The following is a 22,358-nucleotide window of genomic DNA, read 5'->3' as shown; positions in this document are numbered from 1 at the left end:
CGTGCCGAAGATTCGAGCGGCCTCCGTGGCCGAGCACCGGACCATGCAGCACGCCGCGCTGCTCGACGCCGCGCGCGAACTCCTCGGCGAAGGCGGCACCGAAGCGCTGAACTTCGCCGCCCTCGCCGAGCGCACCGGCCTCGCGCGCTCGTCGGTGTACGAGTACTTCCGCAGCCGCGCCGCCGTGGTCCAGGAACTCTGCGCCGTCGACTTCCCGCGCTGGGCCGCGGAGGTCGAAGCGGCCATGGAACGCGCCGACACCCCCGAAGCCAAGGTCGAGGCATACGTACGCACGCAACTCGCCCTGGTCGGCGACCGCCGCCACCGGGCCGTCGTCGCCATCTCCGCCGGCGAACTCGACGCCGGCGCCCGGGAGCGGATCCGCGCCGCGCACGGCGGGCTCATCACGATGGTCGTCGACGCCCTCGCCGAACTCGGCCACGACGAGCCCCGCCTCGCCGCCACCCTGCTGCAGGGCGTCGTCGACGCGGCCGTCCGCCGCACCGAACTCGGCACCGACCCCCCGGAGACCGTCGCCGACACCGCCGTCGCCCTAGCCCTCCGCGGCGCCGCACGCTGACGGAACCGCCCCGGTCCGCGCGCCGTCAGGCGCCGCCGGCCGGTGGCGGAACACCGAACACCGGCAGCAGCCGCGCATGCCCCGCCGTGAGCAGCCGGGGCGGCAGCAGCGACAGCGGGTCGAGGTAGCTGGCACCGCGGCGCAGCCCCCAGTGCAGACAAGCCGTCGCGCAGTGATGCCCGCCGCCCTGCAGACGACCCACCACCTGCCCCGCCTCGACCCGCTCCCCCTTGCGCACCGCCGGCACCACCGGCTCGTACGTCGTACGCAGCGGCGGGCGGCCCGTGCCCGGATGCTCGATCGCCAGCACCCCCCGCCCCGCCACCCGGCCCGCGAACGACACCCGGCCCCCCGCCGCGGCCAGCACCGGCCGCCCGGCCCCGGCACGCAGATCGACGCCGCGGTGCCCCGGCCCGTACGGCGAGGCCGGCGGCTCGAACCCCCGCTCCACCACGGGCCGCCCCCGCGCGCCCCCGTCGACCGGCCACACCGCGTCCCCCACCCCGGGCGCCGGACTCACGGCCGCCGTCCGCGTCCCCCGTTCCCCCCGCCCCGCCCCCGCCCCCTCCCCACCCGCCTCCTCCTCCGTGCCGGTCGTCGTGAACGGGGGTGCCGGCCAGGCACCCGCCGTCAGGGCCGCGGCGAGCCCGACGGCGAGCAGCCACCGCGGCAGCCGGCCCGCGCCGCCAGCCGCGCGGCCCGGGACCCGCGCCGGCCACGGCGCCGCCGCCGTCGCCTTCCGCGCCGCGGGCCGCGCGCCCGCCGTCCTCTGCGCCGCCGTCCGCACGCCCGTTCCCGCGAGCCGCGCCGCGGGGGTGTCGTGTCCCGTCGCGCGGTGTTCGCGTCGTCCGTTCATGGGGGACAGCCTGGCCGGACTCCGGGGGGCTGGGGGATCATGGTCGGATTCTGTGGATAACCGGCGGGTTGTGGACAACTTGGCGCCGCGGACCCCGCCGACGCCCGCCCGGGGACCGGGCTGTGTGGCGCAGGCGGGTGATGCCGTCCCGTACACTTCTGGTGGCGACCCGGCTGTCCGGGTCGACTTCGCACGCCCCGCCACCTGCCTGAAGGTGGCCGCGTCACTCGGTCCGCCGGCTTCCCGCCGGAGGCACGACGCGCAGGGGCGTCAGGAGCGGTGGCCGGCCGGCCGCCGCGACAACCGAGACACACGAGGAGTGCGGCCATGGCCGTCGTCACGATGCGGGAGCTGCTGGAGAGCGGCGTCCACTTCGGGCACCAGACCCGCCGTTGGAACCCGAAGATGAAGCGCTTCATCTTCACCGAGCGCAACGGCATCTACATCATCGACCTCCTGCAGTCGCTGTCGTACATCGACCGCGCCTACGAGTTCGTGAAGGAGACCGTCGCGCACGGCGGCACCATCATGTTCGTGGGCACGAAGAAGCAGGCCCAGGAAGCCATCGCCGAGCAGGCCACCCGCGTCGGCATGCCGTACGTCAACCAGCGCTGGCTCGGCGGCATGCTCACCAACTTCTCCACGGTCCACAAGCGGCTGCAGCGCCTCAAGGAGCTCGAAGCCATCGACTTCGAGGACGTGGCCGCCTCCGGCCTCACCAAGAAGGAGCTGCTCGTCCTCTCCCGCGAGAAGGCGAAGCTGGAGAAGACCCTCGGCGGCATCCGCGACATGCAGAAGGTGCCGAGCGCCGTCTGGATCGTGGACACGAAGAAGGAGCACATCGCCGTCGGCGAGGCGCGCAAGCTGCGCATCCCGGTCGTCGCGATCCTCGACACCAACTGCGACCCCGACGAGGTCGACTACAAGATCCCGGGCAACGACGACGCGATCCGCTCGGTCACGCTGCTGACCCGCGTCATCGCCGACGCCGTCGCCGAGGGTCTGATCGCCCGCTCCGGTGCCGCCACCGGTGACGAGAAGGCCGTCAAGACCGACGCCGAGCCGCTCGCCGAGTGGGAGCGCGACCTTCTCGCCGGCGAGAAGGAGGCCAAGGAGGCCAAGGCCGCCGCCGACGCACCGGTCGAGGAGAAGGACGAGGCGGCCGCCGAGGCCGAGGTCCAGACCTCCGCCGAGACCGCCGAGGTCGCCGCCGCCGAGCAGGCCGACGAGACCCCGGCGCCCACCGCCGAGGAGGCCGTGGCTTCCACCGAGGCCGCCGCCGAGGGCGAGCAGCCCGCCGGCGACGCTCCGCAGGCCTGATCCGCCGATCCCAGTCACCCGTCGAGAAGAGAAAACCACCCAATCATGGCGAACTTCACCGCCGCCGACGTCAAGAAGCTCCGGGAGCTCACCGGCGCCGGCATGATGGACTGCAAGAAGGCGCTGGAAGAGGCCGAGGGCGACGTCGACAAGGCCGTGGAGCTGCTCCGCGTCAAGGGCCAGAAGGGCGTCGCCAAGCGTGAGGGCCGCTCCGCCGAGAACGGCGCCGTCGTCTCCCTGATCGCCGACGACAACTCCTCCGGCGTCCTGCTGGAGCTGAAGTGCGAGACGGACTTCGTCGCCAAGGGCGACAAGTTCATCGCCGTCGCCAACGCGCTCGCCGAGCACGTCGCGGCCACCAAGCCGGCCGACCTGGAGGCGCTGCTCGCCTCCGAGATCGACGGCAAGACCGTCCAGGTCTTCGTGGACGAGGCCAACGCCACCCTCGGCGAGAAGATCGTCCTCGACCGCTTCGCGCGCTTCGAGGGCGCCTACGTGGGCACGTACATGCACCGCACCATGCCCGACCTGCCGCCGCAGGTCGGCGTGCTCGTCGAGCTCGACAAGGCCGACCCGCAGACGGCCAAGGAGGTGGCGCAGCACATCGCCGCCTTCAGCCCGCGCTGGCTGAGCCGCGAGGAGGTCCCGGCCGACACGGTGGAGAACGAGCGCCGCGTCGCCGAGGCCACCTCCCGCGAGGAGGGCAAGCCGGAGGCCGCCCTGCCGAAGATCGTCGAGGGTCGCGTGAACGGCTTCTTCAAGGAGAACGTGCTGGTGGACCAGCCGTTCGCCAAGGACCCCAAGAAGTCGGTGCAGAAGGTGCTCGACGAGGCGGGCGCGCAGGTGACCCGCTTCGCGCGCATCCGCGTCGGCGCCTGACCGCAGGCGCCACCGGCGTGCACCGTGCCGCCCGGCGCGCGTAAGCGCGACCGGACGGCGCACGCCGCCGTGGTACGCGCCGCAGGGCGCGTCGCCACGGCGAACGGCGCGCACGGTGTACGGCGAACGGCCACCGGCCCCGCTAGGGTCGGGTTGAGTTGTAGCGGGCCGGCGCGGGCGACCGACGCCGGGCCGCGGAAGTGACGAGGAGGCCATTGCCGGGAATGGGTGGATGAGAACCCCACGGCGATGGCCTCCTTCGCATGCGCACGAGGAGACTTCATGAACGAGGACGCCGACGCGGACCACGGCCACTGGGAGAAGGCGGACCACGGCCACCACACGAAGAGGGACAGCTCGCGCTTCCTGCTGAAGCTGTCCGGCGAGGCGTTCTCCGGCGGCGGGGATCTCGGCGTCGACCCGGACGTCGTGCACGCCATCGCCCGCGAGATCGCGGCCGTCGTCCGCGACGGGTACGAGATCGCCGTGGTGATCGGCGGTGGCAACTTCTTCCGCGGCGCCGAACTGCAGCAGCGCGGCATGGACCGGGCCCGCTCCGACTACATGGGCATGCTCGGCACGGTCATGAACTGCCTCGCCCTCCAGGACTTCCTGGAGAAGGAAGGCATCGACTCCCGGGTGCAGACCGCGATCACCATGGGCCAGGTCGCCGAGCCCTACATCCCGCTGCGCGCCATCCGGCACATGCAGAAGGGCCGCGTCGTCATCTTCGGCGCAGGCATGGGCATGCCGTACTTCTCCACGGACACCACCGCCGCGCAGCGCGCGCTGGAGATCCACGCCGAGGCCCTGCTCATGGGCAAGAACGGCGTGGACGGGGTCTACGACGCCGACCCCAAGAAGAACCCGGACGCGGTGAAGTTCGACGCGCTCGAATACGGCGAGGTCATCACCCGCGACCTCAAGGTCGCCGACGCCACGGCCGTCACCCTGTGCCGCGACAACGAACTGCCCATCCTCGTCTTCGAGCTGCTGAAGGCGGGCAACATCGCCCGGGCGGTGCGGGGTGAGAAGATCGGTACGCTCGTGAGCGCGCACGGCAGCCGGGTCTGAGGGATGGACAACGGCCTGCCGGTCGGACACCGTGCAGGCATGGTACGGGCGGAACGGGGGCGCACCCCCGGGCCGCTCACGGAAGAGACCAGGAGCCAGTGGTGATCGAAGAGACCCTCCTCGAAGCCGAGGAGAAGATGGAGAAGGCCGTCGTGGTCGCCAAGGAGGACCTCGCCGCGATCCGCACCGGGCGGGCCCATCCGGCGATGTTCAACAAGATCACGGCGGATTACTACGGGGCCCAGACGCCCATCAACCAGCTGGCGTCGTTCTCGGTGCCGGAGCCGCGGATGGCGGTGGTGACCCCGTTCGACAAGAGCGCCCTGCGCAACATCGAGCAGGCCATCAGGGACTCCGACCTCGGCGTCAACCCCTCCAACGACGGCAACATCATCCGGGTGGTCTTCCCGCAGCTCACCGAGGAACGCCGCAAGGAGTTCATCAAGGTCGCCAAGGCCAAGGGCGAGGACGCGCGGATCGCCATCCGGTCCGTACGCCGCAAGGCCAAGGAGACCATCGACAAGGCCATCAAGGACGGCGAGATCGGCGAGGACGAGGGCCGCCGCGGCGAGAAGGAGCTCGACGACACCACGCACAAGTACGTGGCCCAGGTCGATGAGCTGCTCAAGCACAAGGAAGCAGAGCTGCTCGAGGTCTGATGAACGACTCCTCCAGGGGGGCCCCGGCGGGTCCCGTGTACGGCGGGGGTGAAAGGGCGCAGACTCCGCGCATGCCCATCGTGTCCGGCGACGCCCCTGCCGACGAACCCTCCCCAGGTCCCTCCGGGGAACCGGGCGTCCCGGGCGACGCCTCCTCCGCGCCGCCGCCCCCGCCCAAGCGGCGCCGCGGCGGCCGGGACCTCGGCGCGGCCATAGGCGTCGGACTCGGCCTCGGCGCCATCGTGCTGGCCACGCTGTTCGTCGTGAAAGTGCTCTTCCTCGGCGTCATCGTCGTCGCCGTGGCGGTCGGGCTCTGGGAGCTGACGTCGCGGCTGACGGAGTGCCGCGGCATCCGCACCCCGCTGGTGCCGCTGGTGCTCGGCGGCGTCGCGATGGTCATCGCCGGGTACGCGCGCGGCGCCGAGGGCGCCGGGGCGGCGCTCGCGCTGACCGCCCTCGCCGTCCCCGTGTGGCGGCTGACGGGCCCCGCGGAGGACTACCTCCGCGACGTCACCGCCGGCGTCTTCGCCGCGTTCTACGTGCCGTTCCTCGCCTCCTTCGTCGCGCTGATGCTCGCCGCGGACGACGACGGGCCGCAGCGGGTGCTGACGTTCCTGATCCTCACGGTGATCAGCGACACCGGCGCGTACGCCGTGGGCTACAAGTTCGGCCGCCACAAACTCGCCCCGCGCATCAGCCCCGGCAAGACCCGCGAAGGCCTGGGCGGCGCACTGGCGTTCGCGATGGCGGCGGGCGCCGTGTGCATGGAACTGCTCGTCGACGACGGCCGCTGGTGGCAGGGCCTCCTGCTGGGCGCCGCGGCAGCCGCCAGCGCGACGCTCGGCGACCTCGCCGAGTCGATGATCAAACGGGACCTCGGCATCAAGGACATGGGCACGCTGCTCCCCGGCCACGGCGGGATCATGGACCGGCTGGACTCGCTGCTGCCGACGGCGCCGGTGGTGTGGCTGCTGATGGTGATCTTCGTCGGCGCGGGCTGACCGCCGCGATTCCCCCTCCCCGGGTTTCGGCGAGGGCCGAAACACGTGGTGCCGCGCCGGCGGGGCGGGCCACGGTGTGGACAGATGTCCGCGACCGAAGGGGGATTCCGATGAAGATGAAGCGCATGACGGCACGGGCGGTGGCCGTGGCCCTGCTGGCGACCGGAGCCGCGGCGGTGACCACCGCCACGGCAGCGGCGGGCGACAACGCGGGGGCGCCGGGCGGCGCGGGGGTGGCGCCGCAGGACCGGCGGAGCGACGACATGGCCCTGACCGCCGACCACGAGTGGGGCGTCGCGCCCCTGGGCGACAGCTCCGGGTCGCCGGGTGCCGGTGTGGCGCCGTTGGGAGACGACCACGGTTCGCCGACCGGCACGGTGGCGCCGCTCCTCGACTGGGAGGGTGCCGACAAGGCCGCGCCCGCCGAGCACGACTGGGGCGTCGCCCCCACGGGCGACGACCACGGCTCGCCGGGTGGCGGGGTGGCGCCCCTGGGCGACAATGCCGGCTCGCCCGGCGGCGCGGGTGTGGCGCCGATGGGCGACGGCCACGGGCCGCCCACCGGCGGGCTCGCGCGGGCGAATCAGGGTATCTGGGGAGGATGAGGGCGCAGGTGTTTCCGTCTGCGACACTGGTACGGCTATGCCGAAGCCAGGAGAGCTCACCTTCGCCGTCCCCCGTGGTGCCAAGAAGCCGCCGCGGCACCTAGCCGACCTCACCCCCGCCGAGCGCCGCGAAGCCGTCGCCGAGCTGGGGGAGAAGCCGTTCCGTGCCGCGCAGCTGTCGCGGCACTACTTCGCGCGCTACGACACCGACCCGGCCGGCTGGACCGACGTGCCGGCCGGGTCCCGGGCGAAGCTCGCCGAGGGGCTGCTGCCCGAGCTGATGACCGTCGTGCGGCACCTGAGCTGTGACGGCGACACCACGCGCAAGACCCTGTGGCGGCTCTTCGACGGCACGCTGGTCGAGTCGGTGCTCATGCGCTACCCCGACCGCGTCACCATGTGCATCTCCTCCCAGGCCGGCTGCGGCATGAACTGCCCGTTCTGCGCCACCGGCCAGGCGGGCCTCACCCGCAACCTGTCGACCGCCGAGATCGTCCACCAGATCGTCGACGGCATGCGCGCCCTGCGCGACGGCGAGGTCCCCGGAGGGCCGGCGCGGCTGTCCAACATCGTCTTCATGGGCATGGGCGAGCCGCTGGCGAACTACAACCGGGTGCTGTCCGCCGTACGCCGCCTCACCGACCCCGAGCCCGACGGCCTCGGGCTCTCCCAGCGCGGCATCACCGTCTCCACCGTCGGCCTCGTGCCCGCCATGCACCGCTTCGCCGACGAGGGCCTGAAGTGCCGCCTCGCGGTGTCCCTGCACGCGCCCGACGACGAGCTGCGCGACACCCTCGTGCCCGTCAACACCCGCTGGAAGGTCCGCGAGGTCCTCGACGCCGCCTGGGAGTACGCCGAGCGCTCCGGCCGCCGCGTCTCCATCGAGTACGCGCTGATCAAGGACATCAACGACCAGGCGTGGCGGGCCGACCTCCTCGGCCGCCTCCTCAAGGGCCGCCGCGCCCACGTCAACCTCATCCCGCTCAACCCCACCCCCGGCTCCAAGTGGACCGCCTCGCGGCCCGAGGACGAGCGGGCGTTCGTCGCCGCCCTGGAGGCCCACGGCGTGCCCGTGACCGTGCGCGACACCCGGGGCCAGGAGATCGAGGGAGCCTGCGGACAGCTCGCCGCCTCCGCGGCCGACACACCCGCCTGATACCGTTCATATGTACACACCGACAGGGGAGCGCTCGCAGCGCTGAGAGTGCGGCACCGTCCAGGCCGCAGACCCTCGAACCTCGCCCAGGTCATTCTGGGTAGGAAGTTCGGTCGAGACTCTGCTGCTGCCCGGGCTGCCCGCCGCCACGAAAGCAGCCCGATGAAGCGCATCGTCACCACCGCCCTGGCCGCGTCCCTCGCCGTGGGCCTGGCCGCCTGCGGCTCGGACTCCGGCGACGGATCCGGGTCCGGCTCGGGCGACAAGAGCGTCACCCTCGTCACCCACGACTCCTTCGCCGTCTCCGACGACGTCCTCGAGGCGTTCGAGAAGCAGTCCGGGTACAAGGTCGACATCCTCAAGGGCAAGGACGCCGGCTCCGCCGTCAACCAGGCCGTCCTGTCCAAGGACAACCCCCAGGGCGACGTCTTCTTCGGCATCGACAACACCCTCCTCTCCCGCGGCCTCGACAACGGGATCTTCACGCCGTACGAAGCGAAGGGGCTGGACCGCATCCCCCGGGAACTCCAGCTCGACGCCGGCGAACACCGCGTCACCCCCGTCGACTACGGCGACGTGTGCGTCAACTACGACCGCGCGTACTTCGAGGAGAAGGACCTCGACCCGCCGCAGACCTTCGACGACCTCGCCGACCCCCGCTACCAGGACCTCCTCGTCACCGAGAACGCCGCCACCTCCTCCCCGGGCCTGGCCTTCCTCCTCGCCACCGCCGACGCGTACGGAGAGGACGGCTGGGAGGACTACTGGAGCGAGCTGCGCGACAACGGCGTCGAGGTCGTCGACGGCTGGGAGCAGGCGTACTACGAGCGCTTCTCCGGCGCCGGCAAGGGCGACAAGCCGCTCGTCGTCTCGTACGCCTCCAGCCCGCCCGTCCTCGACATGGAGTCCCGGCCCAAGGAAGCGACCACCGGCGTGGCCACCGGCACCTGCTTCCGCCAGATCGAGTTCGCCGGCCTCCTCGCCAACGCCGGCAACACCGAAGGCGGCAAGGCCCTCATCGACTTCCTCATCGGTGAGAAGTTCCAGCAGGACATGCCGCTGAACATGTTCGTCCACCCCGTCCGCGAGAACACCGAACTGCCCGAGGTGTTCACCCGCTACGGCGAGGAGATCGCCGACCCGCACACCCTCGACCCGGCCGTCGTCGACGACAACCGGGAGCAGTGGATCAAGACGTGGACCTCGCTGGTCGTGAAGTAACCCGGGCCGCCGGCGGCGGGAAGGCCCCCCGGGCGCGTACGGACACGGGCGCGGGCCGCCGCCGCCGGATACCCGGCGCGGCCGGCCGGCTCGCGCTCATGGCCGTGCCCGCCGCGTTCTTCGCCGTCTTCTTCGCCTACCCCGTCGGCGCCATCGTCGCCCGCGGCCTGCGCGAGGGCGGCACCTGGCAGCTCGGCCGCATCCCCGACGTCCTCGGCGACCCCGACATCCTCGGCGTCCTGTGGTTCACCCTCTGGCAGGCCGCCGCCTCCACCGGGCTGACCCTCGTCCTCGCGCTGCCCGCCGCGTACGTCTTCGCCCGCTTCGACTTCCCCGGCAAACAGCTCCTGCGCGCCCTGGTCACCGTGCCGTTCGTGATGCCCACCGTCGTCGTCGGCTCCGCGTTCCTCGCCCTCGTGGGCCGCGGCGGCGTCCTCGACGGCTGGTGGGGCGTCCGCCTGGACACCTCCGTGTGGGCCATCCTCCTCGCCCACGTCTTCTTCAACTTCGCCGTCGTCGTACGGACCGTCGGCGGCCTGTGGGCCCAGCTCGACCCCCGCCAGGAAGAAGCCGCCCGCGTGCTCGGCGCCGGCCGCCTCGCCGCCTGGCGGCACGTCACCCTGCCCGCCCTCGGGCCCGCCGTCGCCGCCGCGGCCCTCATGGTCTTCCTCTTCACCTTCACCTCCTTCGGCGTCGTCCAGATCCTCGGCGGCCCCTCCTACTCCACCCTCGAAGTGGAGATCTACCGCCAGACCGCGGACTTCCTCGACCTGCCCACCGCCGCCGTCCTCTCCCTCATCCAGCTCGCCGCCGTCGCCGCCGTCCTCGCCGTGCACGCCTGGACCGTACGCCGCCGGGAGCGGGCACTCAGCCTCGTCGCCCCCGAGACCACCGCCCGCCGCCCCCGCGGCGCCGGCGAACGCGCCCTGATCGGCGGCGTCGTCGCCGTCGCCGCCGTGCTGCTCCTCGCACCGCTCGCCGTCCTCGCCGAACGCTCCTTCGCCGCCCCCGGCGGCCACGGCCTCGCCTTCTACCGCGCGCTGCAGGACAGCGACGGCACCTTCGCCGTCCCGCCGCTGGAAGCCGTCGGCAACTCCCTCGCCTACGCCGCCGTCGCCACCGTCATCGCCGTCGTCGTCGGCGGCCTCGCCGCGGCCGCCGTCACCCGCCGCGCCGGGCCCCTCGTCCGCGGCTTCGACGCGCTGCTGATGCTGCCGCTGGGCACCTCCGCCGTCACCGTCGGCTTCGGCTTCCTCATCGCCCTCGACACCCCGCCGCTCGACCTGCGCTCGTCCTGGATCCTCGTGCCGCTCGCGCAGGCGCTGGTCGGCGTCCCCTTCGTCGTACGGACCATGCTGCCCGTGCTCCGCGCCGTCGACGACCGGCTGCGCGAAGCCGCCGCCGTCCTCGGCGCCTCCCCGCTGCGCGCCTGGCGGGAGGTCGACCTGCCACTGGTGTGGCGGGCGGTGCTCGTCGCCGCCGGCTTCGCCTTCGCGGTCTCCCTCGGCGAGTTCGGCGCCACCGTGTTCATCGCCGGGCCCGACCGGCCGACGCTGCCCGTCGCCGTCGCCCGGCTGCTGGGGCGGGCCGGCGAGACCAACTACGGGCAGGCGATGGCGCTGAGCACCATCCTCATGGCCGTCTGCGCGGCTTCGCTGCTGCTGCTGGAACGGGTCCGCAAGAACCAGGCGGGAGAGTTCTGATGCTCGTACTCGACGACGTCACCGTGCGCTACGGCGACCGCCCGGCGGTCGACGGGATCTCCCTCGACGTCGCGGACCACGAGGTCGTCAGCGTGCTCGGGCCCAGCGGCAGCGGCAAGTCCACGCTGCTGCGGGCCGTGGCCGGGCTGCAGCCGGTCGCCGGGGGGCGGGTGCTGCTGGGCGGGCGCGACCTCGCGGGGGTGCCCGCCCACCGGCGGGGGGTGGGGCTGATGTTCCAGGACCAGCAGCTGTTCCCGCACCGGGACGTGGGCGGCAACGTGTCCTTCGGGCTGCGCATGCACGGGGCCCCGCGGGCGGCGGCCCGGGAGCGGGTCGCCGAACTCCTCGCGCTCGTCGGGCTGCCGGGGGCCGAGCGGCGCTCGGTGGGGGCGCTGTCGGGCGGAGAGCAGCAGCGGGTGGCGCTGGCGCGGGCGCTGGCGCCGTCGCCGCAACTGCTGATGCTGGACGAGCCGCTGGGGCAGCTGGACCGCTCGCTGCGGGAGCGGCTGGTGGTCGAGCTGCGGCAGCTCTTCGGGCGGCTGGGGACGACGGTGCTGGCGGTGACCCACGACCAGGGGGAGGCGTTCGCGCTGGCCGACCGGGTGGTGGTGATGCGGGACGGGCACGTCGCGCAGAGCGGCACGCCGGTGGAGGTGTGGGAGCGGCCGGCGGACGAATTCGTCGCCCGGTTCCTGGGGTTCGCGAACGTGGTGCGCGCAACGGTGCGGGGGGCGGAGGCCGAGACGCCGTGGGGCCGGGTGGGGGTGGCCGCATCCGGAGCGCCGGGTGCCGGAGCGTCGGGGGAGCGGTCGCTGCTGATACGGCCGGCGGGCGTGCGGGTGGGGCCCGCGGGGTCGGGGCTGGAGTGCACGGTGGAGGGGCGGACGTTCCGGGGGGAGCAGGTGCTGCTGGCGCTGCGGCCGGAGCGGGGGCCGTCGCTGGAGGCGTCGGTGGCGCTGCGGGGGGCGCCGCAGGCGGGGGACCGGGTGGGGGTGGGATTCGAGGCGTCGGAGGTCGTGGTCCTCGGAGAGTGAGAGGTCCCGCACCCCGCCCCCCGCGGGGCCCTACGGCGTCGCCAGCGCCGTCGTCGGCGGGAGGCGGCCGGCGTGGACGGCCGGGTAGAGGCCGGCCAGCGTGCCCGTGGCCAGCGTGGCCGCCAGGGCCCCCGCCAGCGTCCACACCGGGACCACCGGCGGCCAGGACTGCGACGCCGCGTACGACGCCGTCACCCCCGCGCCGAGCAGCGCACCCGCCGCGCCGCCCAGGGCCGACAGCAGCAGCGACTCCGCCAGGAACTGCGTGCGGATATGGCCGCGGGTGGCGCCCAGGGCGCGGCGGAGACCGATCTCCGCGAGCCGCTCCAGCACCGAGATGACCATCGTGTTCGCCACCCCCACGCCGCCCACCAGCAGCGCCACCGCGCCCACCCCCAGCAGCAGCCGCGTGAACGCCTCGCCCGCCGCCCGCTTCGCCGCCAGCGCGTCCGACGGGCGCGAGACCTCCACCTCGTTCGGCGCCGCCGGGTTCGCCGTCGCGCCCAGCACCGACCGGACGTCCTCCACGGCCGCGTCCGCCGACCTCGTGTAGACCGTCGTCGCGTGGCCGTCGAAGCCCAGGCGGTCCTGCGCCGCCGGCCACCCCACCAGCGCCCCGATGTCCAACTCCGGCGCCAGCGGCGCCGGCTGGAGGATGCCGACCACCGTGAACCACTGCCCGCCGACCAGTACCCGCACTTCCGGTGCCGCCCGGCCCACGCCCAGCCGCTCCGCCGCCGTCGCGCCCAGCACCACCGCCGGGTGGCGCGCCGTCGCCGCGTTCAGCCACGTGCCGTCGCGCAGCCGCGCCCCCGTCGCCGCCGGCAGGTCGGTGCGCACCGCGTACGCGGCCAGCCCGCCCGTCTCCGCCGCCGGTATCCGGTCCGTGCGGTAGACGTTCGCGTCGGCGACCCGGCCGATCGCCGACACCGACGCCACCGGGCCGATCCTGGCCACCATGTCCTCCGCCCGCGCCGGCAGCTTCGCCAGCCCGCCGTCCATCGTCCGGCCCGGCGAGACCGTCAGCAGGTTCGTGCCCAGCGAGTCGAGCGTACGGTCCAGATCCGCCCGCGAACTCGACGAGATCCCCACCACCGCCACCATCGCCGCGATCCCTATCGCGATCCCCAGCGCCGACAGCGCCGCCCGCAGCGGCCGCGTCCGCAGCCCCACCGCACCGCCCCGCAGCACGTCCCCCGGCCGGAGCCCGGCGGGGTGGATGTCCTCTGCCCTCATGTCCCGTGCACCGTTCCCTCGTGCTCCAGCCGGCCGTCCCGCAGCCGCACCTGCCGCGGCAGCGCCGCCGCCAACTCCCGTTCGTGCGTGATCACCACCACCGTCGTCCCCGCCCCGTTCAGCTCCCGCAACAGCTCCACCACCGCCGCGCCCGACGCCGTGTCCAGCGCCCCCGTCGGCTCGTCCGCCAGCAGCAGCGGCGGGTCCCCCGCCACCGCACGGGCCACCGCGACGCGCTGCCGCTCGCCGCCCGACAGCTCGTGCGGCCGGTGCTCCATGCGGTGCCCCAGGCCCACCCGGTGCAGCACCCGCTCCGCGCGGCGCCGCCGCTCCGCCCGGCGCAGGCCGGTGTAGAGGAGCCCGTCGGCGACGTTGTCGAGGGCCGTCGTGCCGCCCGCAAGGTGGAACTGCTGGAAGACGAAGCCGATCCGGTGGGCGCGCAGCGCGGACAGGCCCGCGTCGGACAGCGCGGCCACGTCGTACCCGGCGATCCGCACCCCGCCCGACGTGGGCCGGTCCAGGGTGCCCAGCACGTGGAGCAGCGTCGACTTCCCCGACCCCGAAGGGCCGGTGACCGCGACGAGTTCGCCGGCCGCCACGGTCAGCGAGACCCCGGCGAGCGCGGTGACACCGCCGGCGTAGGTCCTGGTCACGTTCGTCAGCTCGATCACCGCGGCATCCCCACCTTCGTGCCCGCCGTGAGGCCGGCGCCCGTGATCTCGACCCGGCCGTTCGCGAACAGGCCCGTCTCCACCGGTACGTAGCGCGTCTCGCCGCCCTCGACCACCTCCACCCCGAAGCCGCCCTCCGCCAGCGCCAGCAGCGCCGCGACCGGCACCGTCAGCACGTCCTCGCGGCGCCCGGCGGTGAAGTCGACGTGCACGCCCGCCTCGTCGTACGCGGACGCCGCCCTCCTCGCCTCTGCGCCACCGAGCCGGACGACGACCTCCACGACGGTCTGCGCCTCCTGCTCGCCCTCCGCCGGCCGCGTCGCCACCGACACGTCCGCGACCGTGCCGCGCACCGTCCGGCCGTCCGGCAGCTCCACGCCCACCTCCGCGCCGCGCCGCGCGAGCCGCCGGTCCGCGACGTCCAGTTCCGCGGTGACGGCCACGTCGGTGCCGGTGTACGTGAGCACGTCGGCGCCCGGGGCGAGGAGGTCGCCGCGCTGCGCCGCCACGCTCTCCACGAGGACCGGGCCCGGCGCGAACACCACCTGCCCCGGCTCCACCCGGCCCGTCTGCGCGGCGCCCAGGTCCGCCTGCCACGCGCGGACCGCGGCGGCCGTGGCGTCCGTGTACTCCCCGTCCGCGGTGAAGCCGGTGTAGCCGAGGGCGCCCAGGTTGCGCTCCAGCTGCGCCACGTCCGTGCCCTCGGCGCCGGGTGCCAGCGCGCGGTACGCGGGCAGGTCCCCGTACAGCAGGGTCACCGGCTCGTCGTCCACCTCGTACAGCGCCTCGCCGCGGGCCACCCGGGCGCCCGAACGCGGCAGTTCCGTGAGGGTGCCGCCGGTGCGGGCGGCGGCGCCGGAGGCCGGGCCGTGGCCCAGTTCGGCGTCCGCGCCGCGGGTGTCGACCAGGGTGTCGCGGGTGACCTCGGCGGTGGCCGGGGGCAGTTCGCCGTCCGCCGCCCCGGCCGGGTCCCCCGTGCCGCCGAGGCCCAGGCCGGCCGCCGCGGCGCCGCCGGTCGCGGCGAGGAACACCGCGCCGGCGGCGATCCGGCGCCGCCTGCGCCGGTGCCGCCCGCGGCGGGTCGCGGGCGGGCTGCCGGCGGGCGGGCCGTCGGCGGGTGGATCTCCGGCCGGCGGGTGTCCGGCCGGCGGCTCTCCGGGGGCCGGCTCCTGCCTCGCGGCGGCGGGGCGCGCGGTCACTCGCCCTCCACCTCGTTCGTGGAGCTCTCGCCCTCGCCCGCCGGCATCAGCTTCTTGCAGGCCTTCGCCGCCCCGTCGTAGTCCGGGTCCCGCTCGATCGCCCCGTCCATCTGCAGCCCGCCGCCCGGCACCGGATCCGGGAAGTCCGCCACGCCGTTGCCGCGCATGCAGCGCGCGTACGCCCGCAGCTTCTCCTCCAGCTCCTTGCTGATCGGGTCGTTCTTCGAGGTGGTCGCCGGGTCGTACCGCCGGCACGCCTCCATGGCCCGCTGCGCCTTCGCCTCGCCGACGCCGTCCATGTTCAGATTCACGCCCTGCCCGGGCTGCGGATCCGGGACATCCACGCCGTTCTTCCGCAGGCACCGCGCGAACTGCAGCATCTGCTCGTCCGGGTCCTCCGCGACCGGTTCCTGCCCGCCCCCGCCCTCCTTCCCGTCGCCGCCCGCCGACGCCACCTTGCCGTCGCCCTGACCGCCGTCGGAGCCGCAGCCCGTCAGGGCCAGGGCCAGCGCCAGCGGCAGGGCCGCGAGCACGCTGCGCGTCCGTCGTCGCATCGTCGTCTCCGCTCCTCGAGGGCGCCGGACCGGACCGCCGGCGCGCAGGACCCGATGCAACGCGGCGGCGCGTTTCCCCGCCGTTTCCACCGCCCCGCCGCTCCTGCCGCTCCCGGCGTACGGCCGCCCCTGCCGTACGCCGGTTCCTCACGGCGAGGAAACGCGCCGTTCGCCACCATGGGGTTCCCAACCCACCTGGAGGAGGCCGCAGATGAGGGTGCTGGTCGCCGAGGACGAACCCGTGCTCGCCGCCGCGATAGGCGAGTGGCTGCGCGCCGAGGCGCACGCCGTCGACCTCGCGTACGACGGCGCCGCCGCGCTGGAGCGCGCCGCCGTCCACGACTACGACGTCGTCGTCCTCGACCGCGACCTGCCCGCCGTCCACGGCGACGACGTCTGCCGCCGGCTCGCCGGCGGCCTCTCGGCCGCGCGCGTGCTGATGCTCACCGCCGCCGCGGACGTCGCCGACCGCGTCGCCGGCCTCGGCCTCGGCGCCGACGACTACCTCACCAAGCCGTTCGCCTTCGCCGAACTCGCCGCCCGGGTGCACGCCCTCGGCCGCCGCGCCCGGCCCGCCGCACCGCCGGTGCTGCGCCGCGCCGGGATCGCCCTGGACCCGGCCAGGCACGAGGTCGTACGCGACGGGCGCTATGTGCCGCTGTCCCGCAAGGAGTTCGCGGTCCTCGCCGAACTGCTGCGCGCCGAAGGCGCCCCGGTCTCCGCGGAACACCTGCTGGAGAAGGCGTGGGACGAGCACGCCGACCCCTTCACCGGGGCCGTCCGCCTCGCCGTGCTCAAGCTGCGGCGCAAGCTCGGCGAGCCGCCCGTCGTCGAGACCGTCACCGGCGTCGGATACCGCATCCCATGAGCCGCCCGCGCACCGCCCTCCGCCCGCGGCGCTTCACCCTGCGCGCCCGCCTCACGCTCGTCTACGGGGCCATGTTCCTCGCCGCCGGAGCGGTGCTCCTCGGCCTCACCTACGTGCTGTTCAACGCCCGCCTCAGCGGCGGCGGCACCTTCAACAGCAGCTCCGCCGAACCCTCCGCGGCGCCGACGGGCACCCCCGCCCGCGCCGCCCCCGACCCCGGACCCGACCCCGGGCCCACCCACGAGCGGTTCACGGAGAGCCGCGAGGACGTCCTGCTCGACGCCGCCGGCAACTCCCTCCTCACCCAGGGCGGCATCGCCCTGCTCGTCGTCGGCGCCGCCGCGGCCGGCTCCGGCTGGCTCGTCGCCGGCCGGGTCCTCGCCCCGCTGCACCGCGTCACCGACACCGCCCGCCGGATCGCCGCCGCCCCCGCCGCCGGCCGCGGCCTGCACGAGCGCATCGCCCTCGGCGGCCCCGGCGACGAGGTCAGGGAACTCGCCGACGCCTTCGACACCATGGTCGAACGCCTCGACCGCTCCTTCGACGGCCAGCGGCGCTTCGTCGCCAACGCCTCCCACGAACTGCGCACCCCGCTGACCGTCGGCCGCGCCCTCGTCGAGACCGCCATGCACCGGCCCGCCGCCTCCGCGGACGTCCGGCACCTGGGCGAGGACCTGCTCCGGATCAACTCCCGCCACGAGCGGCTGATCAGCGGCCTGCTGCTCCTGGCCACCTCCGAGAACGAGGTCACCGAACGGCACCCCGTCGACCTCGCCGACATCGTCGGCCACGTCGTCGCCCAGGCCGCGTCCGCGGCGGCGAAGGCCGGCATCGAGGTCACGGCCGAGACCGCCGAGGCGTGGACCGCAGGAGACGCGCTGCTCCTGGAGCGGCTCGTGCACAACCTGGTCGAGAACGGCGTCCGCCACAACTCCGGCGCGGGCGGGCACGTCCGCGTCAGCTGCGCCGCCGGGGCCGGCGGCCGGGCGGAGCTGCGGGTCGCCAACACCGGCCCCACCGTGCCCCCGTACGAGATCCCCGCCCTCTTCGAGCCGTTCCGCCGCCTCGGCGCCGACCGGCTCGTCACCGGCGGCGGGGCCGGCCTCGGGCTGTCGATCGTCCGGGCCGTCGCCCGCGCCCACGGCGGGGACGCGACGGCCCGCCCCCGCACCGGCGGCGGCCTCACGGTCACCGTGACGCTGCCGCCCGACGAACCCGGCAAGGATGCCGACGGAGCGCCCTAGCCGGCGGCCCCGAGCCGCAGCAGCGCCTCCGGGGCCTCGTCCACCGCGTCGACCAGCGCGATCCGCGGTGCCATCGACCGGCCGTCGGCCAGCGCCGACAGCAGCTGCCACGCCGGCAGCCGCGCCGACCAGTGCGCGCGGCCGACCAGCACCATCGGCCGCGGCGTGCCGCGCGACTCGTAGTAGTTGGGCGTCGCCGCGTCGAAGATCTCCTGCACCGTGCCCGCCGCGCCCGGCAGGAACACCACGCCCGCCGTACTCCGGGCCAGCAGGCCGTCCTCGCGCAGCGCGTTCGCGAAGTACTTCGCGATGTGCCCCGCGAAGGCGTTCGGCGGCTCGTGGCCGTAGAACCAGGTGGGGATGCCGATCGAGTCGCCGCCGCCCGGCCACCGCTCCCGTACCGCGAACGCCGCCTCCGCCCACTGGGCGACCGAGGGCGTGAACGACGGCGCCTTGCCGAGCATCCGCACCGCCTCGTCCAGCGTCGCGTCGTCGAACTCCGCCCCGTACGCGCCCAGGTTGGCCGCCTCCATCGCGCCGGGGCCGCCGCCCGTGGCCACGTCGAACCCGGCGCGCACCAGCGCCCGCCCCAGCCGGGCCGCGCCCGCGTAGTCCTCGCCGCCGCGCTCCAGCGCGTGCCCGCCCATGACGCCGACGACGGGACGGCCGGCGCGCAGCCGCTCGTCCAGGGCGTTGGACATCGACTCGTCGTGCATGCCGCGTATCACGGCGGCGAATATGTCGTGCTCGGCGCGGGTGCGCTGGAACCAGGCGTACGAGCGGGCGTCCGGCGTCTGCTCGTACCCCCGCGCCAGGCCCGCGAACAACTCGTCCGCGGTGTACAGCGCGCCGCGGTACGGGTCGAACGGCAGGTCCGGCACGACGGGGAAGACCAGCGCGCCGTCGCGCTGCACGCGGTGCGCGGCCTCCTCGGCCATCGGGCAGCCGAGGAACACCGCGCCGTGCACGTCGGCGGTGAGCAGCAGGCGCGTACGGCCCGTCAGGTCGACGGACTGCACGCGGAACCCGCTGATGGAGCCGGAGGCGACGGAGGCGTCGAACTCGGCGAGGGACTCGATCTCGAACGGGGAGTGCGGCATGCGCCCACCCTAGGCGCGCTCCCGCACCCGTTCGGCGATTCCGGTCGTCAACTCCCGGTCCAGGGCCGGGAGATCCCACTCGCCCGCGCGGGTGGCGGCGTTGCTGATCCAGAACACCAGCGTGCCGTCGTCCAGGAAGCGGGCGACGCGGCCCGAGGACCACTCGTTGCCGCCGTCGTGGGTGGCGACGGGCGCGCCGTCGAGGTCGAGCAGGCTCCAGCCGTAGCCGTAGAAGGACCCGGCGCCGCCGCCCTCCGGGACGTACCGCTCGAACAGCAGCTTCCGCGCCTGCCCGCCGAGGACGCGGTCGCCGAGCAGGGCGCGGTGCCAGCGGAGCATGTCGCGGGCGGTGGAGAGCATGCCGCCGTTGCCGCGCAGGTTCCAGTACGGGCCGTCGCCGGCCCAGGGGTGGTCCAGCGGGGTGCCCTGCGGGCGGCCCCTGCGGTCGTACTCGACGGCGATGCGGCTCGCGTCCCAGGCGGGCAGGACGTAGCCGGTGCCGGTCATGCCGGCGGGGCCGAAGAGGCGGTCGGCGAGGTACGACTCGTAGTCGGCGCCGGACGCCTCCTCCACGACGGCGGCGAGGAGGCTGTAGCCGGTGTTGGAGTACGCGTGGCGCTCCCCGGGCGGCGACCGGAGGGGGGCGGCGAAGGCGCCGGAGACCAACTCGGCGCGGGAGACGGGGTCGTAGTCGTCGCCGAGGGACTCGGGCAGCCCGGCGGTGTGGGTGAGCAGGTGGTGCAGGGTGATGCCGCGCTTGTCGGCGGGCACGCCGTCGAGGTGGCGGGAGAGGGGGTCGCTCACCCGCAGCCTGCCCTCCGTCTGCAGCTTCACGACGGCGGCGGCGGTGAACTGCTTGGTCATCGACGCGATGTCGTACACGGTGTCGCAGCGGGCGCGGGTGCCGGCCCCCGGGTCGGGGCCGCGGCCCGAGCAGGTCACCGACGCGGCGCCGCGGGCGGCGACGACGGTGCCGGGGGCGCCTTCGGGCCAGACCTCGTCGAGGTACTCCTCCACCGCCCGGGCGGCCGGGTCGTCGGCGCGCCCCTGCGTGCGCACCCCGGCAAAGCCGCCGTCGTCCCCCACGTCCCGGTCGCGGTCGCGGTCCGTCCCGCAGGCGGCCAGGCCCGCGAGCACCAGCAGCCCGAGGAGGGCCGCGAGGATGCGCCGGGCGGGGATGTCTCCGTACGTCGTCATGCGGGGAGGCTAGGCAGCGCGCGGGCCCCGGGTCGTCACGCGGCCGAGCGAACCGCGGGCGCTCGTACGGGGGACGGCAGGTCCCCCGCGCAGGGGAGGCGGCACCCTCCGCCGACCCTCCCGCCGCGCTACCGCAGCGGCAGCGCCGCCAGTTCGCCGAGCGCCGCGGCCAGCGGGGTGAAGACCGCCAGGAGCACCGCCGTACGCAGCAGGGCCGCGCGGCGCAGGAGGCGCGGGGAGGCGCCGAGGCGGAGGAGAGCGGTCGTGGTGCGGGTACGGGCGCGCTTCGCCTCCAGCGCCGCCATGCCCACCGTCGCCAGCGCGCAGAACACCACCAGAGCCGCGCCCAGCAAGGTCAGCGGGCCCAGCGACCGGGCGCCGTCGCCGTCCGGCCACACCAGCGTGCACAGCACCCCGCCCGTCGCCACCGCGCACAGCGCGCCCAGCGGGCGGCCCACGCGGCGGGCCTCCTGCTGCAGTACGCGCCCGGCGAGGAGCCGCAGCGCACCCGGGCGCAGCGCGCACAGCAGCCGGCCGCACAGGTGCACGATGCCGGGTCCGGCGAGGATCAGCCCCGCGGCGATCAGCGCCCAGCTCGCGACGACCGCGGGCGCCGCGTCGCCGGAGCCGCCGGGCAGCGGCAGCTTCAGCGCCGCGCGGTCGCCCGCGCCCGCGAAGCTGCCCGCGTACGCGCCGAGGGCCAGGCCCGTCGTCGCCAGCGCGGTGCCCCACGGCAGGTCGGCGGGGACCGGCGGGTCGTCCCCCGCGGCGCCGCCCGGGTGCGGCACGTCCACCGCGGTGCCCGCCGCGTCCGCCGCCTCGCGCCGGGCCCGCAGCCGCGCCGCCGCCGCGGCGGAGCCCTGGGCCGCCGTACGCCGCGGGCGCAGGCTCGCCGCGCTCGCCGCCGCGGCCAGCGCCGGTACGCACGCGAGCAGCGTGAGCGCGCCGACGACGGGCAGGGGGCCGCCGGCGCCGAGGAGCGCGGCGGCGGCCCCGTCGAACGGCAGCCCCGACAGGTCGCCCCGCAGGTGCAGGAAGAACAGCAGCGCCAGCGCGCTGCCCAGCAGGCACGACACGGCGGTCGTGACCGCGGCGACCGCCGGCGCCGCGGCCGGGCCGAAGCCGGCGGAGGACAGCCCCGGCGACGGCTTGGCGTGCGGGTCGGTGCGGGCCACGGCCACCGCGAACTGGACGGTGGCGGCCAGCGGCGCCGCGCACCACAGCAGCTGCTCGGGCGAGGCGTGGCCCAGGGCGCTGAGCAGGAGGAACCCGACGCCGGCCGAGGCGCAGGCGACGAGCAGCCGGCGCAGCAGGACCAGCGGGTGGGAGCCGCGGGCTAGGCGGAGACTGAGCACGGGTCCTCCCAGTTCTCCGCGGCCCCCGCAGTCCCGTTCGCCCCCGCCCGCCCCGCTGCCCCGGCGCCCGCACCCCCGTCGCCGTACCCCGCGGCCTGCGCGGCACCCGCCCGCGCGCCGCTCGCCCTGCGCCCGTCGACCAGCGGGAACGTCCGGTCCGCCGCCCCCGTGACGGCGGCGTCGTCCGCCGGGCCGGTCAGCACGACGCTCATCCCGTGCGAGCGGGCCGCCGCTACGAGCGTGCGCAGCGCCTGCGCCCCCTCCGCCCGCCGCAGCGGCGCGGTCGGCTCGTCGGCGAAGACCACGTCGGGCCCGGCGACCAGCGCCCGGGCGATGGCGACGCGCTGGCGCTGGTCCTGCGGCAGCGCCGCCGGCCGGCAGCGCGCGATGCCGCCGGCGTCCAGCCGCTCCAGCCACTCCACCGCCCTGCGCCGCGCCGCGCGGTGCGTCTCGCCGGCCAGCAGCAGCGGCAGTGCCACGTTCTCCCAGGCCGTCAGCTCGGGGACCAGCTCGGGGCGGGTGCCGATCCAGCCGAAGCGGTCGCGGCGCAGCCGCTCGCGGGCACCCGTGGACAGGGTGTGGACGGGGCCGCTGTTGAACCACACCTCGCCCTGGTGCGGCAGCAACTGCCCGGACAGGCACTTCAGCAGCGTCGTCTTGCCGCTCCCGCGCGGCCCGGTCACCGCGAGGATCTCGCCCTGCGCGACGCCGAGGGAGACCCCGGCCAGCGCCGGGGTGCCGCCGTGGGCGTAGTGCAGGGAGCGGGCCCACAGCACGTCGTTGTCGGGTGGGGCGGTCCGAGTGGTCGCCGCGGTCATCGCACACCTCTTTCCCTGGGTCCGCCAA

General features: G+C 75.2%; 22 protein-coding genes. 13 read left to right on the top strand and 9 right to left on the bottom strand.

What is annotated here, in order from left to right; translation table 11 throughout:
* Window positions 1-25 precede the first annotated feature (25 nt).
* The gene (locus tag LG396_RS11225; protein WP_225794846.1) at window positions 26-580 is read left to right on the top strand and encodes a TetR/AcrR family transcriptional regulator; all 555 of its coding nucleotides are present in this window, start codon (window positions 26-28) and stop codon (window positions 578-580) included.
* Between the two features lie 25 nt (window positions 581-605).
* Here the strand turns inward: LG396_RS11225 and LG396_RS11220 are convergent, their stop codons facing one another.
* A complete protein-coding gene (locus tag LG396_RS11220) occupies window positions 606-1,436 on the bottom strand; it encodes a murein hydrolase activator EnvC family protein (protein WP_263978991.1) in 831 nt (276 codons plus the stop codon).
* A gap of 327 nt (window positions 1,437-1,763) precedes the next feature.
* Here LG396_RS11220 and rpsB point away from each other — a divergent pair, with 327 nt between their 5' ends.
* The 10 genes from rpsB (at window position 1,764) to LG396_RS11170 (ending at window position 12,088) form a co-directional block, all read left to right on the top strand.
* Window positions 1,764-2,756, top strand: a complete 993-nt coding sequence (gene rpsB / locus LG396_RS11215) for a 30S ribosomal protein S2 (RefSeq protein WP_018839612.1) — start codon at window positions 1,764-1,766, stop codon at window positions 2,754-2,756.
* A gap of 45 nt (window positions 2,757-2,801) precedes the next feature.
* Complete coding sequence (gene tsf / locus LG396_RS11210; RefSeq protein ID WP_100298651.1) at window positions 2,802-3,635, top strand: translation elongation factor Ts; 834 nt, start codon at window positions 2,802-2,804, stop codon at window positions 3,633-3,635.
* 282 nt (window positions 3,636-3,917) lie between these two features.
* The gene (gene pyrH, locus LG396_RS11205; protein ID WP_018844689.1) at window positions 3,918-4,709 is read left to right on the top strand and encodes a UMP kinase; all 792 of its coding nucleotides are present in this window, start codon (window positions 3,918-3,920) and stop codon (window positions 4,707-4,709) included.
* Window positions 4,710-4,810: 101 nt separating this feature from the next.
* Complete coding sequence (gene frr, locus LG396_RS11200; protein WP_018844690.1) at window positions 4,811-5,368, top strand: ribosome recycling factor; 558 nt, start codon at window positions 4,811-4,813, stop codon at window positions 5,366-5,368.
* A gap of 71 nt (window positions 5,369-5,439) precedes the next feature.
* Complete coding sequence (locus LG396_RS11195) at window positions 5,440-6,369, top strand: phosphatidate cytidylyltransferase (protein ID WP_037743390.1); 930 nt, start codon at window positions 5,440-5,442, stop codon at window positions 6,367-6,369.
* A gap of 110 nt (window positions 6,370-6,479) precedes the next feature.
* Window positions 6,480-6,974: a hypothetical protein gene (locus LG396_RS11190; RefSeq protein WP_225794638.1), complete on the top strand. Its 495-nt coding sequence runs from the start codon at window positions 6,480-6,482 to the stop codon at window positions 6,972-6,974.
* A gap of 37 nt (window positions 6,975-7,011) precedes the next feature.
* The gene (gene rlmN / locus LG396_RS11185; protein WP_018839606.1) at window positions 7,012-8,130 is read left to right on the top strand and encodes a dual-specificity RNA methyltransferase RlmN; all 1,119 of its coding nucleotides are present in this window, start codon (window positions 7,012-7,014) and stop codon (window positions 8,128-8,130) included.
* A 162-nt stretch (window positions 8,131-8,292) separates the two neighbouring features.
* Window positions 8,293-9,351 (top strand): thiamine ABC transporter substrate-binding protein, encoded by a 1,059-nt coding sequence (locus tag LG396_RS11180; RefSeq protein ID WP_130457301.1) that lies wholly within the window; start codon window positions 8,293-8,295, stop codon window positions 9,349-9,351.
* Window positions 9,352-9,449: 98 nt separating this feature from the next.
* Window positions 9,450-11,054, top strand: coding sequence for an ABC transporter permease (locus LG396_RS11175; protein ID WP_225794844.1), 1,605 nt, complete (start codon window positions 9,450-9,452; stop codon window positions 11,052-11,054).
* A complete protein-coding gene (locus LG396_RS11170) occupies window positions 11,054-12,088 on the top strand; it encodes an ABC transporter ATP-binding protein (RefSeq protein ID WP_225794637.1) in 1,035 nt (344 codons plus the stop codon). The genes LG396_RS11175 and LG396_RS11170 overlap by 1 nt, the downstream gene beginning before the upstream one ends.
* Window positions 12,089-12,118: 30 nt before the next feature.
* On the opposite strand, the gene LG396_RS11165 is transcribed toward LG396_RS11170, so the two are convergent.
* The 4 genes from LG396_RS11165 to LG396_RS11150 are packed head-to-tail and all read right to left on the bottom strand — an operon-like array spanning window position 12,119 to window position 15,748.
* Window positions 12,119-13,324: an ABC transporter permease gene (locus LG396_RS11165; protein ID WP_225794636.1), complete on the bottom strand. Its 1,206-nt coding sequence runs from the start codon at window positions 13,322-13,324 to the stop codon at window positions 12,119-12,121.
* Complete coding sequence (locus LG396_RS11160; protein WP_018839601.1) at window positions 13,321-13,995, bottom strand: ABC transporter ATP-binding protein; 675 nt, start codon at window positions 13,993-13,995, stop codon at window positions 13,321-13,323. Before LG396_RS11160 ends, LG396_RS11165 begins: the two co-directional genes overlap by 4 nt.
* The gene (locus LG396_RS11155; RefSeq protein WP_225794635.1) at window positions 13,992-15,194 is read right to left on the bottom strand and encodes an efflux RND transporter periplasmic adaptor subunit; all 1,203 of its coding nucleotides are present in this window, start codon (window positions 15,192-15,194) and stop codon (window positions 13,992-13,994) included. The genes LG396_RS11160 and LG396_RS11155 overlap by 4 nt, the downstream gene beginning before the upstream one ends.
* Window positions 15,191-15,748, bottom strand: a complete 558-nt coding sequence (locus tag LG396_RS11150) for a hypothetical protein (protein ID WP_225794634.1) — start codon at window positions 15,746-15,748, stop codon at window positions 15,191-15,193. Before LG396_RS11150 ends, LG396_RS11155 begins: the two co-directional genes overlap by 4 nt.
* Window positions 15,749-15,959: 211 nt before the next feature.
* Between LG396_RS11150 and LG396_RS11145 the strand changes: the two genes are divergently transcribed.
* Window positions 15,960-16,616 carry a response regulator transcription factor gene (locus LG396_RS11145; protein WP_037743405.1) on the top strand — a complete coding sequence of 219 codons (657 nt, stop codon included), beginning with the start codon at window positions 15,960-15,962 and terminating at the stop codon, window positions 16,614-16,616.
* Complete coding sequence (locus LG396_RS11140) at window positions 16,613-17,860, top strand: sensor histidine kinase (protein ID WP_225794633.1); 1,248 nt, start codon at window positions 16,613-16,615, stop codon at window positions 17,858-17,860. The genes LG396_RS11145 and LG396_RS11140 overlap by 4 nt, the downstream gene beginning before the upstream one ends.
* Here the strand turns inward: LG396_RS11140 and LG396_RS11135 are convergent.
* The 4 genes from LG396_RS11135 to LG396_RS11120 all read right to left on the bottom strand — a co-directional run bounded on the left by LG396_RS11135 (window position 17,857) and on the right by LG396_RS11120 (window position 22,330).
* Window positions 17,857-18,960 carry an LOG family protein gene (locus LG396_RS11135; protein ID WP_225794632.1) on the bottom strand — a complete coding sequence of 368 codons (1,104 nt, stop codon included), beginning with the start codon at window positions 18,958-18,960 and terminating at the stop codon, window positions 17,857-17,859. The genes LG396_RS11140 and LG396_RS11135 overlap by 4 nt on opposite strands.
* A gap of 9 nt (window positions 18,961-18,969) precedes the next feature.
* Entirely contained in the window at window positions 18,970-20,157 is a 1,188-nt protein-coding gene (locus LG396_RS11130) for a serine hydrolase domain-containing protein (RefSeq protein WP_225794631.1), read from the bottom strand.
* Window positions 20,158-20,285: 128 nt separating this feature from the next.
* Window positions 20,286-21,512 (bottom strand): hypothetical protein, encoded by a 1,227-nt coding sequence (locus tag LG396_RS11125; RefSeq protein ID WP_037743414.1) that lies wholly within the window; start codon window positions 21,510-21,512, stop codon window positions 20,286-20,288.
* Entirely contained in the window at window positions 21,494-22,330 is an 837-nt protein-coding gene (locus LG396_RS11120; protein ID WP_225794630.1) for an ABC transporter ATP-binding protein, read from the bottom strand. The genes LG396_RS11125 and LG396_RS11120 overlap by 19 nt, the downstream gene beginning before the upstream one ends.
* Window positions 22,331-22,358 lie beyond the last annotated feature (28 nt).

This window comes from Streptomyces aculeolatus, from assembly GCF_020400605.1.
Classification (GTDB): domain Bacteria; phylum Actinomycetota; class Actinomycetes; order Streptomycetales; family Streptomycetaceae; genus Streptomyces; species Streptomyces aculeolatus.
Note: the sequence above shows the minus strand (reverse complement) of the source record. Positions and strands in the feature narration are given on the sequence as shown.

What these genes read in the sequence shown, in the direction of transcription:
- LG396_RS11180 (WP_130457301.1), top strand. Translation starts at nt 8,293, where the DNA reads ATGAAGCGCATCGTCACCACCGCCCTGGCCGCGTCCCTCGCCGTGGGC.
- rlmN (WP_018839606.1), top strand. Translation starts at nt 7,012, where the DNA reads ATGCCGAAGCCAGGAGAGCTCACCTTCGCCGTCCCCCGTGGTGCCAAG.
- rpsB (WP_018839612.1), top strand. Translation starts at nt 1,764, where the DNA reads ATGGCCGTCGTCACGATGCGGGAGCTGCTGGAGAGCGGCGTCCACTTC.
- tsf (WP_100298651.1), top strand. Translation starts at nt 2,802, where the DNA reads ATGGCGAACTTCACCGCCGCCGACGTCAAGAAGCTCCGGGAGCTCACC.
- pyrH (WP_018844689.1), top strand. Translation starts at nt 3,918, where the DNA reads ATGAACGAGGACGCCGACGCGGACCACGGCCACTGGGAGAAGGCGGAC.
- LG396_RS11165 (WP_225794636.1), bottom strand. Translation starts at nt 13,324, where the DNA reads ATGAGGGCAGAGGACATCCACCCCGCCGGGCTCCGGCCGGGGGACGTG.
- LG396_RS11130 (WP_225794631.1), bottom strand. Translation starts at nt 20,157, where the DNA reads ATGACGACGTACGGAGACATCCCCGCCCGGCGCATCCTCGCGGCCCTC.
- LG396_RS11145 (WP_037743405.1), top strand. Translation starts at nt 15,960, where the DNA reads ATGAGGGTGCTGGTCGCCGAGGACGAACCCGTGCTCGCCGCCGCGATA.
- LG396_RS11220 (WP_263978991.1), bottom strand. Translation starts at nt 1,436, where the DNA reads ATGAACGGACGACGCGAACACCGCGCGACGGGACACGACACCCCCGCG.
- LG396_RS11195 (WP_037743390.1), top strand. Translation starts at nt 5,440, where the DNA reads ATGCCCATCGTGTCCGGCGACGCCCCTGCCGACGAACCCTCCCCAGGT.
- LG396_RS11140 (WP_225794633.1), top strand. Translation starts at nt 16,613, where the DNA reads ATGAGCCGCCCGCGCACCGCCCTCCGCCCGCGGCGCTTCACCCTGCGC.
- LG396_RS11170 (WP_225794637.1), top strand. Translation starts at nt 11,054, where the DNA reads ATGCTCGTACTCGACGACGTCACCGTGCGCTACGGCGACCGCCCGGCG.
- LG396_RS11135 (WP_225794632.1), bottom strand. Translation starts at nt 18,960, where the DNA reads ATGCCGCACTCCCCGTTCGAGATCGAGTCCCTCGCCGAGTTCGACGCC.
- LG396_RS11190 (WP_225794638.1), top strand. Translation starts at nt 6,480, where the DNA reads ATGAAGATGAAGCGCATGACGGCACGGGCGGTGGCCGTGGCCCTGCTG.
- LG396_RS11175 (WP_225794844.1), top strand. Translation starts at nt 9,450, where the DNA reads ATGGCCGTGCCCGCCGCGTTCTTCGCCGTCTTCTTCGCCTACCCCGTC.
- LG396_RS11150 (WP_225794634.1), bottom strand. Translation starts at nt 15,748, where the DNA reads ATGCGACGACGGACGCGCAGCGTGCTCGCGGCCCTGCCGCTGGCGCTG.
- LG396_RS11120 (WP_225794630.1), bottom strand. Translation starts at nt 22,330, where the DNA reads ATGACCGCGGCGACCACTCGGACCGCCCCACCCGACAACGACGTGCTG.